This window comes from Cedecea davisae DSM 4568 (assembly GCF_000412335.2).
Classification (GTDB): domain Bacteria; phylum Pseudomonadota; class Gammaproteobacteria; order Enterobacterales; family Enterobacteriaceae; genus Cedecea; species Cedecea davisae.
Genome location: NZ_KE161030.1, coordinates 2,812,456 through 2,825,514 on the forward strand (window position 1 = coordinate 2,812,456; position 13,059 = coordinate 2,825,514).

General features: G+C 48.9%; 9 protein-coding genes and 1 pseudogene. 9 read left to right on the forward strand and 1 reads right to left on the reverse strand.

Going from position 1 to position 13,059, the window contains the following annotated elements; genetic code table 11:
* Positions 1–210: 210 nt before the first annotated feature.
* The 7 genes and pseudogenes from HMPREF0201_RS12865 (at position 211) to mobC (ending at position 7,715) form a co-directional block, all read left to right on the forward strand.
* A complete protein-coding gene (locus tag HMPREF0201_RS12865) occupies positions 211–894 on the forward strand; it encodes a VirB8 family type IV secretion system protein (RefSeq protein WP_016537134.1) in 684 nt (227 codons plus the stop codon).
* Positions 891–1,784 (forward strand): annotated as a pseudogene (virB9, locus tag HMPREF0201_RS12870) (P-type conjugative transfer protein VirB9). Before HMPREF0201_RS12865 ends, virB9 begins: the two are co-directional and overlap by 4 nt.
* Positions 1,781–3,004, forward strand: coding sequence for a VirB10/TraB/TrbI family type IV secretion system protein (gene virB10, locus HMPREF0201_RS12875; RefSeq protein ID WP_016537136.1), 1,224 nt, complete (start codon positions 1,781–1,783; stop codon positions 3,002–3,004). The pseudogene virB9 and the gene virB10 overlap by 4 nt, the downstream one beginning before the upstream one ends.
* Positions 2,994–4,010 carry a P-type DNA transfer ATPase VirB11 gene (gene virB11 / locus HMPREF0201_RS12880; RefSeq protein ID WP_016537137.1) on the forward strand — a complete coding sequence of 339 codons (1,017 nt, stop codon included), beginning with the start codon at positions 2,994–2,996 and terminating at the stop codon, positions 4,008–4,010. The genes virB10 and virB11 overlap by 11 nt, the downstream gene beginning before the upstream one ends.
* A gap of 42 nt (positions 4,011–4,052) precedes the next feature.
* Positions 4,053–4,355 (forward strand): conjugal transfer protein, encoded by a 303-nt coding sequence (locus tag HMPREF0201_RS22575; RefSeq protein ID WP_071704100.1) that lies wholly within the window; start codon positions 4,053–4,055, stop codon positions 4,353–4,355.
* 728 nt (positions 4,356–5,083) lie between these two features.
* Positions 5,084–6,958, forward strand: coding sequence for a type IV secretory system conjugative DNA transfer family protein (locus HMPREF0201_RS12885; protein ID WP_039898389.1), 1,875 nt, complete (start codon positions 5,084–5,086; stop codon positions 6,956–6,958).
* Positions 6,959–6,968: 10 nt separating this feature from the next.
* A complete protein-coding gene (gene mobC / locus HMPREF0201_RS12890) occupies positions 6,969–7,715 on the forward strand; it encodes a MobC family replication-relaxation protein (protein ID WP_039898391.1) in 747 nt (248 codons plus the stop codon).
* A gap of 192 nt (positions 7,716–7,907) precedes the next feature.
* On the opposite strand, the gene HMPREF0201_RS12895 is transcribed toward mobC, so the two are convergent.
* On the reverse strand, positions 7,908–8,852 hold the full coding sequence (locus tag HMPREF0201_RS12895) for an ArdC family protein (RefSeq protein ID WP_016537145.1): 945 nt from the start codon (positions 8,850–8,852) through the stop codon (positions 7,908–7,910).
* 345 nt (positions 8,853–9,197) lie between these two features.
* Here HMPREF0201_RS12895 and HMPREF0201_RS12900 point away from each other — a divergent pair, with 345 nt between their 5' ends.
* Positions 9,198–11,267: an ATP-dependent nuclease gene (locus tag HMPREF0201_RS12900; RefSeq protein WP_039898393.1), complete on the forward strand. Its 2,070-nt coding sequence runs from the start codon at positions 9,198–9,200 to the stop codon at positions 11,265–11,267.
* Positions 11,260–12,993 carry a UvrD-helicase domain-containing protein gene (locus HMPREF0201_RS12905; protein WP_039898395.1) on the forward strand — a complete coding sequence of 578 codons (1,734 nt, stop codon included), beginning with the start codon at positions 11,260–11,262 and terminating at the stop codon, positions 12,991–12,993. Before HMPREF0201_RS12900 ends, HMPREF0201_RS12905 begins: the two co-directional genes overlap by 8 nt.
* Positions 12,994–13,059: the final 66 nt, after the last annotated feature.

Here is a 13,059-nt window from a genome sequence, read left to right on the forward strand (position 1 = left end):
AACGCAGTCTCGCCCCTCGTACCGTGGCAGCCGCCACCGGTATGGTATTTCTGTCTTCCGCAAACACAGGTAACGATATGAAATCCAGCCTCGTCTTTCTGATGCTGTGCGTCCTCACAGGCTGCGCACAGAATCGGCACAACCTCCCGTCGGTATCTGGCGAGCCTCAACCAGTTAATTCCCCCGCGACTATTCAGGAGCTGACAAAGCATGTCTGAAACAGAAAATATCATTGCGTCATCCCACACCTTTGAATCCGCCCTGCTGGAAAAGGATGAACGGGAAAAAAAGATGGCGTGGCGAATAGCAGCCACAGGGTTTGCTCTGGCCGCAATGGCGACCGCCGCATTGATTATTCTGCTGCCGCTGAAAACCACCGAAATTGAATTATGGTTGGTGGATAAACAGACCGGGCGCTATGAATATATGACCCGGATTAAAGAGCAGAACATTTCCACAGAAAAAGCACTGGCTCAGGCATTAGCGGCGCATTACGTCAGGCTCCGCGAGGGCTATAACTATTTTGCTCTCCAGCGCGATTATGACAATGTGCAGTTATTCAACAGCGACAGTGTGAACCGGGATTATTTAGACGGGTTTAACAACAATCAGGCACCTGATGTCATATTCAATAAAGCGGAATATGTCGTGTCTATCGACATTATTTCCAACGTTCACGCAACCGCGACAGTTCCCGACCATCTGGCAAGCTTACGCATTAAACGGACTATCCGTCGCATTGTCGATAATTCGGTTAAAACAGATATCTGGAACATCCGCCTGACTTATCGCTACCTCCCCCGTAAACAACTGACCGACAGCCAGCGAGAAGTAAACCCGCTGGGATTCGTTGTGACCAGTTACCAGCGCGATAAAGAATTGAGGGGTGAATGATGCTCAAAAAAACAGCGCCCTTGTTGCTCCTTCTGATGTCATCCATAGCCTGGAGCGCAGCGATACCACGCGGCAGCACATATGACAGCCGAATGCAGAATGTCACCTATAACAGTCAGAATGCGACCATCGTCAACACCCGCCCAGGCTACCTCACTACACTCCTGTTTGATGACGATGAAGAAGTCATCGACGCACAAGTAGGTTTCCCAAAAGGCTGGAAAGTCACAAAGAACAATAACCGGGTCGGTGTTGGCCCGAACCCCATTACCCAACCGGTAACCGATGACAACGGCAACAACGTCAACAAGGTGTTTCTCCCGACAGCTAACGAGTGGAAAACCAATCTCTTTGTCGTGACATCAAAGCGTGATTACAGTCTGGAGCTGAATGTCCTGGAGAACGACTCGCCTTCGCAGGCCTTTATTATCCGCTTTCGCTATCCGGATGACGAACGCAGGCAATCAGAAGCAGCCAGTACAGCCCGGCTGAAACTTCTGCGTGAAACACAGGAAAAACAGCGGATAACCACCGCATTCGAGCAGAGTACCATGCCGCGAAACTGGCTATATACCAAGCGAGTCGCAGCAGGTGCAGCTTCCATAGCACCAGATTTTACTTACGATGATGGTCGCTTTATCTATCTGGGTTTTTCTCCCGTCAAAATCCTTCCGTCTATATTCCGGCTTGTTAACGGCCAGGAGCAGACCGTAACGCCCCGCATAGCCAAACACGGAAACTACACAGTCATCGTCGTGCGCACAATGTCGCCTCATCTGGTGTTGCGCTAGGGCAGCGCGGTGGTCGGAATTGAGAATATGTCATTCGGCAACGCCACCGTTGGCAGCGGTGACACCGTTTCACCTGTCGTCACGCTGGAGGCTAAATGACTGATAAATCGATCCCAGATAAAACGGAAAAAACCGTGGCGGAGCTGGAAGTCGAAGCCCGCGAGCGAACCCGTTCAGCGATGGCGAGCCAGGCACCAGAACAGAACAAGCCTCCCGGCCAACCTGAAGTGACCCGCTTTAAAAAAGCATCAAGTCGCCGGACGCTGATAGTCAGCCTGCTGAGCCTGGGTGCCCTGATTGCGCTGGCATTGGGTGGAGATCGCTTCCTTGAAGCATTAAAGCAAAGCGATGATGAGACGGTTGAAACCACAGCGCCCCCGTCAGACAGTACAGGGCAGCATGAGCGTAAAAACCTTGGCATGAGCAACAATCCGTTCGGCCTGTTCGGTCAGGGCAAACAGGAAACCGCAATAAATAATCATCCAATACAGACTGCACCGCCGCCTGAGCCTCCCGCTTTAAATAAGGCAGCAGCACTGGTCGATGGAGCAGGCAATGCCGCTGATTCCGCACTGAACGGTAATACCCAGAACTCGCAAACAGCACCGTCCGGCACGCAGAGCAAAGATACACCTGCAACTACGCCTGGCAAAGACGCTAACGACATCAATCCTGGTGTCGCAAAAGCTATCAGCGTCAGGCCTCTTGGTCTCGATCCCAATCTTTACCTGCCAGTTGATAGTTTTATTCCATGCTCAATGATGCGCCGTTTTGTCTCTGACGTGGGTGGTCGTATTTCCTGTCTCATCGGTGAAGATGTCTACAGCGCCAACCACTATGTGAGGTTGCTCCCTGCCGGAACCATCGCCAGAGGCATCTACCGCACCGGCGCACTGCAACATGGTCGGAGCCGAATGTTTGTTATCTGGACGGAATTACGCACACCGGAACCCGATAGCCTGCAAATTCCACTGGTTGATACCGAAGCCACCGGCCCTTTGGGTGAGGCAGGTATTAGCGGCTGGATTGATACCCATTTCTGGGAACGGTTCGGCAATGCGTTGATGTTGAGCACCGTACAGGACGTGGCCGCCGCCGCATCCGATTCAGCTCCGGGGAAAGAGCGCAATACCGATTACACCGAAAACACCCGCGCTGCCGCGTCAGAAATGGCGAAAACGGCGTTAGAAAACAGCATCAATATCCCACCCACCATGTATCTGAACCAGGGCGATGTGATCGGCATCATGACCGGTACGGATATCGATTTCTCTTCCGTCTATCAACTCCGTCTAAAAAAGAGGTGGTATGAACGCTGAAAACCTGTCGCTGGATTTTATGAAAAACCAGTTATTTGGTGAATTTCTGCAAATGGCAGGCCTGACGGAAATCGCCATTAACCGCCCCGGAGAGATCCACACCAAAATAAACGGTCGATGGCAGAAGCATGATTCTCCTGTGACGTTGCGTCAGTGCCATGCTTTTGCCAAAGCATTGGCCTCATGGAATGAGGACAATATCGATGATACCTCCCCTATCCTTTCCGCCACATTGGGATCAGGCGAACGAGTCCAGACCATTATTCCCCCAGCCTGCGAGAGGAATACCGTATCTATTACGCTGAGAAATCCATCATTCAAGCAGAAAACGCATCAATCCTGGATTGATGCTGGTTTTTATAACCGGATAGCGGGTAAGGAGAGAAACGAAAGCAAAGATGATGAACTGGCCCAATGCTATAACAGTGGTGACATCCCTCACTTTATCGAAAAGGCCGTCGAGTACGGCAAAACCCTCTTTATTGTTGGTGAAACCGGCTCCGGTAAAACCACCTATATGAAGACGTTGCTGCACTATATTCCGCCACATCTCAGACTGACAACGATTGAAGATAATCCCGAAATTCAGTTTTACCACCACACTAATTATGTCCATTTATTTTACCCGGCGGATGCCGGAGACGAGGCGATTATCACGCCCGGCAGACTTATTCGTGCGAATTATCGAATGAATCCTGATCGGATTCTGCTGGCGGAAATTCGTGGACGGGAGGCGTGGGATGCGCTGAAAATTATCGGATCAGGGCATGAAGGCCTTATCACCTCCATGCACGCAGGCGGCCCGGAAGAATGTATTGAAGGGCTCATTGACCGTTGCTATGAGAATCCTGACTGCAAAAATATCCCGTTCGATGTGTTGTTACGCAAAGTGCTGAAATGCGTGGACATCATCATCAGCGTAGATATTCAAGGCGATATTCGGCGAATAGGAGATATCTACTTCAAACCGATACACCTTCATCAAATGAAGAAAACCTTCCGATAGATGAACAGCTCCCCCCTCTCATTTCCAATAAAGGTATTTAATATGAAAACAATTATATTCACCGCCTGCCTTTTCTGCATGAATTTGCTAGTACCTTCTTCCGTAATGGCTGCTGATGTCTGTGAGATTGTTTTATGCCTTTATGGTAAAGCAATCGGGAATGGAGGAGGAAGTGAATGTCACTCAGCTGAACGCACATTCTTTAATGTTGTAAGAAAGAACAAACACGGATTTCGCCCCAACCGTACCGCCGATGCCCGAAAGGCCTTATTACTCGAATGCAAGCCAGCCAACCCGGAAGTTATTGACCTTATAATTAATAAATTTGGCCGCGTGCGTAATTGAATTCAAAGTAAACGGTAATAACAGCACCTTGATTATTACCGATCCCCCTGAAAAATCTGGTTGGCAAACCTGGCATCGGTCGTGACGGTTTTAGGGCTTTTTAATTTATGCGAATAGCAGAAATTAAAAAGTGGCCGTAAGGCGAGTAAATTCGATTTCGCAGAAATTGTTAATTTGCGTCGCCGACTCCATCTGCAAACAGCCGCGCCCACGCGGATTTTGCAGGCCGGGGGAGCCGAATAAATTTCGCCGCCCCAGCGAGCGAAAAGCTATCGCCCACGATAGCGGTTTATTTGGGGGGCTTGCCCCGCACACCGTCGCGGCTAAGTCTCCGGCCAAAAGCCGGTAGCGTGGCGCGACCAACCCCTTTAAAGGTCAGCTTCCCTTTTATTCACGCTGCGAGGAACGAGCAAAGGGAATAAAAAGGCGAAAGCGACCGTCTTAAAGGGGTTGGTCGCGCGTAGCGGGCGACGGTGTGCCGCCTTTGACGTTGGGGGTTTTGGCGCGGCGTTCAGCCGCGACATTACCCCCATGCGACAGGCAATAAGGGCGTCCAGCCCGCATGTACTGGCGCACACCGTTTCGTGCAGGGAAGCATGTTTTCCTGCATATGGCCGCGCAGCGGCCACCTTCTTTGCCCCATACGCTCGCCCCACGTTTTCGCCCGACACCGTGGGGCGAACTGATGGGGCGATGTCATGGGGCGAATCGCTGACGAAGGAGGCATCATGATTTTAAATAAGCTTGCCGCTTCACTGTCGCCGATAGTGAACGGGATGCTGGCACTGCTCGCTTTTGTGCAACAGCAACAACTGATGCTGGCGTTATTAGCGGGGCTGACGATGCCGTTTTTTGTATCAATGAAAAGCGATGAACGGCAAAAAGCCCCGTTGTGGCAAAAGCTGATTATTGCTTTTTCCATGCTGTGTTTTCTTTGCGGCTCTATGGGGCCGGTACTTATCTGGATTTTCCAGTGGCTTTATCAGGGCCGTGTTATCGCCAGCATTCCCGTTCTGGCATGGCCTGCGCTGATTACATTTACCGTAACGGGTTTTATTTTGCACATTCTGCTGCGAAGAGTATTAACACCTGAATTAGACAAAATAAAGAAACGCCTAGTCAGAAAAACCACGCTTGAGCGGGAATTGCGCACCGATGTCCGCACGGTGAAATCACTGCTGCCGGAAACACTGCATTATGACCCGCTGGATTATATCGACCTGAACAAAGGGTTATTTATCGGCATAGACCGAGATATTCAGCCGATGTACCTGCCGTTAAAGGACTGGCAAAAACAACACGCGGATATTATCGGCACCACCGGAGCCGGTAAGGGCGTTGCCACCGGGATATTACTTTATCAAAGTATTCTGGCCGGTGAAGGCGTATTTGTTATGGACCCCAAGGATGATGAATGGGCCCCCCACCTTTACCGGAAAGCATGCGAGGATGCAGGTAAACCTTTTGCCCTGATTGACCTGCGAAAACCCCAATACCAGTTAAACCTGATTGAAGAGATCACTGCCGATGAACTGGAAGAACTTTTTGTTGCCGGGTTCAGTCTGGCAGAGAAAGGTCAGGAGTCAGACTTTTATCGCATTGACGACCGGAAAGCGGCCAGGATAGCCGCACAATTTGTCACCCGTAATACCACTGCAACCATTCGGGATGTTTATAACGGAGACTACGTTCAGGGCATTGCAGATAAAATAAAAGCCTTTTTCGGGAAAATTGAAGAGCTGGCTTTACTCAATGCCATTAATGCCCCCACTGGATTTTCGCTTAATACGATATTTGATGAAGGGGGTTGCTGTTATGTGATTGGCTCAATGCGCAACAGCAAAATCATTACCGCTCAGCGCATGCTGCTGGTTCGCCTGTATCAGCTGGCGGAAAAGCGCGAGCGAGTGAAAGACGTGCCCCGCCCCATTGCTATTTATCTTTCCGAACTGAAATACCATCTATCCAGGCCAGCGCTGGAAGGTTTAGGCGCGGCACGCGATAAAGGCGTACACATTATTATGGACCACCAGTCGATTGCCGATTTAAAAGACTGCCCGGCTGATTTGAAAGGCGACGCCGTTGTCGGCGCTGTCGTTGAGAACGCCAAATTCAAACTGGTTTATCGCGTTATGGACCCGGACACCGCGGAATGGGTGGCCAGGATGTCCGGCACTATATTAGTCGATGATGAAGTCCGCAAAGCGAAAACCGACGCCGTGCTGACAGAGACTATCGACAGTGAACGCACCATCAGGCAGGCCGAGCGTTTCTTCACCGACAGCAATATGATCCTGAACCTACCCGATTTTGTCAGCTTCATCTTCACAACAAAAACACTCCCGTCGGCCTCTCTGATTTCGCCCATCAGGGTGAAAAAACGCGAACTGGAGATCTGCGCTGTGTCGCCCGCGATTGCCGCCACCGCAGCAACGGTAAACATTCCCCTGGAGTTTAACGAGGAGGAGACATCCCCCGAACCCGTATCAACACCGGATATCACCACAACGCGGCCTGATCTTTTTTTTGATGAGACGGGAGAAAAAGACACGACAATGCCGAATGCCGACAAAGAAGAAAACCCGTCAATGCTGGATTTTTAAAGGGGGAATGATGCTGATCACCGCATACTGCGAACGCCAGACGCGACACCGCGAAAAAATACAACGACTACTGAATTTCCTAAAAGAAGAAACGTACAGTGACTTTAAAACACTGATGCAGCTGTATGGCTTCAGGGATCATAAATCGCTGTATTCCCTTCTTTCAAAAGTCGAGGGAATGGGCTTAATACAAAAGCACGTCCTGGTATCGCGCAACATGAAAATTTCATTATGGGGCATAACCACTGACGGACTGGCCGTTGTCTTAACCCCCGACGATGCGCTTTTCCCGGCACGGTTTGAGCCATCAAAAATTACCGGCTGGACGCTGGCGCATCATCTTGATAATCAGGCAGCCCGGATCATCCTTGAGCAAAAAGGCGCATCCGGGTGGATAAATGGCGATCGCACGACCTTCCTTAGCCGTTACCAGGTTAATCACCGGCCGGACGGCTTGATCACCCTCCCCGGTGGCACCGTGGTCGCCATTGAGACCGAGCGCCGTCTGAAAACTAAAGCTCGTTATCAGTCGATCATCGTCAGCCATTTGCTTGCCCGAACCCGTAAAGACTGGATTTACGTTTTTTATATCGTGCCGGACCCGCAGAAAAAACGCGGTCTTGAACGGCTGTTTGACAGCATCCGGCACGTCATCGTTAACCATCAGCACATCCCGCTGGAAGAACGCCACCGTCGGGTGTTTCGCATTTATACTTTTGATGAACTGAAACACCTTTCATTAGACAGCTATGCGTAAACTTTTACTCAGGCCATCGTGATGGCCTCACCGGCCTGGCGGCGGTACCGCCTGGCCGGAATGTTTTTTATTCCACTGTGAGGCGCAGACTGTTCGGTACTCGCTGCGCCGCGTTCCACCTCAGTCTGCGCCTTGCAGCGTTGCCGGTTAAAAACCATTAACCGCATTCCCTTGCGGTTGTCTGATTCGGTCTCAGAGTTTATCCATCAGGTAACGATGTGCTTTAGAGGCTGCGCTGGCCGCTTTGAAAATATAACGCTTGTCGTTTTTCAGCGCTTTCAGCCAGGAAGCAATATAGCTTTCATATTGTACCTCTCCCTCAATCCCAAGATCCGCCATCAGAAAGGCACTTCCCAGCTCCGCGACAAGTTCTTCCTCTGCATAATCCGCACTGCCAAACTTCCCTTTCATTTCACGGTTCAGGCGTTTTTTACCTCCACTCCAGTGAACCAGCTCATGCAGGCCGGTAGCGTAAAAGTTAGCCGCATCAGAAAACAGATGGCGCTCCGGTAACCAGACTTCATCAGTTGAAGGGCTGAAAAAGGCGTTTTGTCCTTTCTCGATGATGTTTGCGCCGCTCTTCCTGAATAGATTTTCAGCCTGCGGCAACGGGGCAAATGTCGCTTCCGGGCTGACAGTTACCTTTGTCAGAGGCAAGCCGTCGATTTGCTGAACGTTAAACACGGTGAAAGTTTTCAGCATCGGGATATGGTCGATTTCTCCGGCGTCGTTTTCCTTCTCCAGCGTGGTGTAGAAAATGGCTGTGGTGCCACGTTCACGCGTGCGAACCTGCCCACCGACTGCCTGCGCCTGTTTGTAGGTCATCCAGCGTGAATCACCAAAGGCCTGTTCCGACGCACTGCACCACAACAGCATGATATTCATTCCGCTATACGCGATACCGGTTGCAAAGTTGGAAGGCAACCCAGACATACCCGGCACTCGTTGCCATGGGCAACACCACGGTTTTACATTGGCCTCAAGCGCTGCAATGATGTTGTCGGTAACTGTCTGATAAATATCCGTTCGGGTTTTCGAAAATTTCGTTTTTGAGGAGCCTGACTGCTCCAGCGGGGATACGCTGGTCGCCGCTGCGGTGTTAGGGGCGCTAGTCTGGGGATGTAGGGAAATCGGCATGGTGTTTTCTCCGTCAGTGTGTGATTTTCGTCTTCGTATCGCCTGACGGTTCGCTTTCCCGGCATCGTTCCGTCCCGCAAGGGCGCAGAATGCGTGCCATTTATCCTTGCGGGACGGGTTGTGTTGGGAAACGATTAACAGGAAGCCGATAGAGGAACGAAAAGCGCACAGGAGAAAAATCTTGCCCCTGCATATCCGGGCGTAGCGCCCCTTACTTTGCTGTGGCGAAATGGGTTTGGGGTTTGGGGTACCGCCAGCAACATAACCAAGGTCATTAAATTATGACTATTTTTAAATCTTGTGTATAAAATACAATCAAAAAAGATGGACAATACTGAGGGACTCATGCGTATTCAGCAGGTTCAAATCAAGAATTTTCGACTTTTAGCAGATGTAGAGCTAATGCTGGAAGAACAGACCACTGTTATCGTTGGACGAAATAATAGTGGAAAAACATCTCTGTCGGAGATAATCCGCAGGTTTTTGGCAGATGGGAGCTCAGCCTTTCAGCTCGAAGACTTTTCCAGTACCTCTTATGACTGCTTCTGTGAGGCGCTGGATGCACTGAACCAAGGGGCTGAAGAAAATATTATTCGTCAGCTTATCCCCGCCATTGAACTTCGATTGAAATTCCAATATGACCCTACTCAACCTCAGTTAGGTCCCTTGAGTCCTTTCGTGATTGATTTGGATCCCGGATGCACTGAGGCACTGGCTGTAATTCGTTATGAGTTGAAACATGGTCAACTTGCACAGTTTCTAGAAAATCAGCCTAATAAGCCGCTAACCTATGAAACCCGTATATTATTCCTTCGTACACTACGGGAACGAATACCCAATAATTTCAGCACAAAAATATGGGCCGAAGATCCAAACGATCCAGATAATCGCCGTGAGTTACAACCTAGCGCATTACGAGGCTTAGTCAAAACTGGATTTATCAATGCTCAGCGAGGACTTGATGATGTAACATCTCGAGAGTCTGACGTGTTGGCCAAAACTGTAGAAGGACTTTTCGCAACAGCTTCTTCTGCATCAGCTGATACAGCAGATAAGCAAATTGCCGAGGCTCTAAAAGACACAGTTCAGGACATTCAAGCTCAGATTGATACGAACTTTGGTGGTCAGCTCAAAAGCTTGATTCCTGCGCTTAAAACATTTGGATACCCCGGTCTGGGAGGGCAAGAGCTTCATACCGAAACCCTGTTGGATGTCGGAAAATTACTGTCTAACTTCACTAAAGTTCGTTACGCGGGTTATGGAGGCGTAGCATTACCTGAATCATATAACGGCTTAGGTGCGCGAAATCTGATATTTATCCTTTTGCAATTAGCAGGCTTTTATAAGGCATTTCGCGCAGAAACCAAAGAGCCAGGCGTGCACTTGATCTTCATTGAGGAACCTGAAGCGCATCTACATCCTCAAATGCAGGAAGTTTTTATTCGCCAGCTAGCTAAAATAGCACAGCAGTTGGTTGATGGCACTGAGGATAAGAAGCCGTGGCCTGTTCAATTCGTCGTTTCAACCCACTCATCGCATATTGCCAATGCAGCTGGCTTCGAGAATATTCGCTACTTTCTCGGGGCTCCTATTACAGGTGCACAACAAGGTATACGCGAAACCAAAATAAAAGATCTACGCAAAGGGCTGAAGCACATATCACCCGGAGATAAGAAGTTCCTTCATCAATACATGACGTTGACACGTAGTGACTTGTTTTTCGCAGATAAAGCGGTTCTCGTCGAAGGACTGAGCGAACGTTTGCTGCTTCCAGTCATCATTGCAAAATTAGAAGCCGAAGAACCGGAATGTCCTAAGTTGTCCAGCCAATATGCCACCATACTGGAAATAGGAGGGGCTTACGCTCACCTGTTCTTCGAGTTGTTGCAGTTCCTTGAACTTCGCAGCTTAATCATCACAGATCTAGATGCCGTCGAGAAACCTGGAGGAAAAACTTGCGCAGTACACCTCGGAACATATTCCAGTAACGCCTGTTTGAAGGCATGGTTCTCCGCGGATGCTTCTTTCACTTTAGCTGGACTACTTGCCAAGAAAGACTCGGACAAAATACTTAAAGGAAATCGCATTGCTTATCAATGTGTAGAGAAAGAAGATGGTCCCTGCGGACGGACATTTGAAGATGCATTTATTCTTGCAAATCCAAAGTTGTTTGGCTTGGTCAAAGAGGATTCCCAAGAACTAGAAATCGAAGCCCGTTGCAAGGCGGATGAGTGGAAAAAGTCTGAATTCGCATTGAAGTATGCAATTACTGAAACGGAATGGGTGTCTCCGAAATACATTAAAGACGGCGTTCGCTGGCTGGCTCGTGAGAACGTGGCAGTACCAGATCCAGAATTGGCATTGGCTGTAGAAACAATAGCCGACGCGTTGAATGGAGGTGAGGCTAATGTCTGAGATCCATTCACCTGCCGAGGTTGCAAGTCAGCGTGCTCTTGAGGCCATGTACACTTGTCTTGCTGAGGGACAAAGCTTTCGTTTAGAAGCCGGTGCTGGTGCTGGCAAAACATATTCGCTGATCAAAGCAATCAAGTTCCTAATTGAAAATAATAAATCAATTTTTTTGAAACATAGCAAGCAAATTGCATGTATCACCTTTACAAACGTTGCAAAGGACGAAATTGCAACGCGTACAGATCGGAGTCCGTTGGTTTTCTGCGAAACCAATCACGCATTCTGTTGGTCGCTCATTTGTGGCTTCCAGAAATCGCTCCGGATCCTGATCGAAACGATGCCAGTTTGGAAAGAAAAGATTCAGGAGGCTGGAGGAACTATAGGTAATCGTACTATCGAATACAGCCTCGGACATCGGTCAATACGCGATCATAGCGTGTCCATTCACCATGACGACGTACTGCCTCTAACAATATCACTCATGGCCCATGAAAAGTTTCGTCGCATGATCACGGATAGATTTCCGATCATTTTGGTTGATGAATACCAGGACACAAACTATGAGTGGGTTGAAGCGCTCAAGGAGCATTTCCTAGGACAACCAAGTGCACCTTTGTTTGGCTTCTTCGGAGACCATTGGCAGAAAATTTATGGTGGAGGATGTGGGAAGCTTGAGCATCCAAGCGTGAGAGAGATCGGAAAAGAAGCTAACTTTCGGTCTGTTAAGAAAATAGTTGATGCACTCAATCGCATGAGGCCAGAGCTGAAGCAATTCGTTCAAGACCCTGAGTCTAAGGGTGAAATATGCATTTTTCATACTAATAACTGGCAGGGAGTACGTCAAAAAGGACCTCACTGGGCAGGCGATCTACCTTTGACTGATGGACATGCCACTTTGGTACGCGTTAAGACCGCGCTAGAACTTGACGGTTGGGACTTATCACCCAAGCACACGAAGATCCTCATGTTGACTCATAAACTTTTGGCTAATCAACAAGGCTATTCTAATTTGGCGGCAGCTTTTCGATACAATGAATCATTCACCAAGAAGGAGCAGGAACACATTGCTTTCTTTGTTGATAAATTAGAACCAGCCTGTGATGCTTTCTCTAATCGTAAGTATGGAATGATGTTTGAATCCCTAGGGGGTTCTACACCTCACTTACGGAGTCATTCCGACAAAGCCAGTTGGCACGATGCAATGTCACAGTTGCTTGCTATCCAGAGTACAGGAAGTGTTGGCGAGGTGATCGATCACTTACATAAAGTGCGAAAACCAAGACTTCCTGATGCCATCGAAAAGCACGAACTTGAGCTCCGTGAGTTCAACGAGGCTGCTGGTGTTGAGTTGCCACGAACGCTGGAAGAATTAAAAAATTTCCGAAATGTTGCATATTCTGAAGTGAAGGCGCTTCGCAATTACCTTGTAGGTTACTCGCCTTTTGAAACGCAACATGGCGTCAAAGGCGCTGAATTTGATAATGTATTGATCGTAGTTGGACGTGGCTGGAATCAGTATAACTTCGGTGAGATGCTGGAACTTGCCAGCGCTAAAGTAGTTCCCCCACCAAAAGAAGAAGCATTTGAACGTAACCGCAATTTGTTCTATGTCGCCTGCTCAAGACCACAAAAGAGGCTTTCCATCTTGTTCACACAGTTCTTGTCACCAGAAGCACTTAATACTCTTGAAAATTGGTTCGGAATCGATGCGATTAAACCAGCACCATAGTCGTTCTGACAGGAATAATCTACCTTGAACTTGAAGAAATTTCATTTATAAGTAGTAGCTTATTAA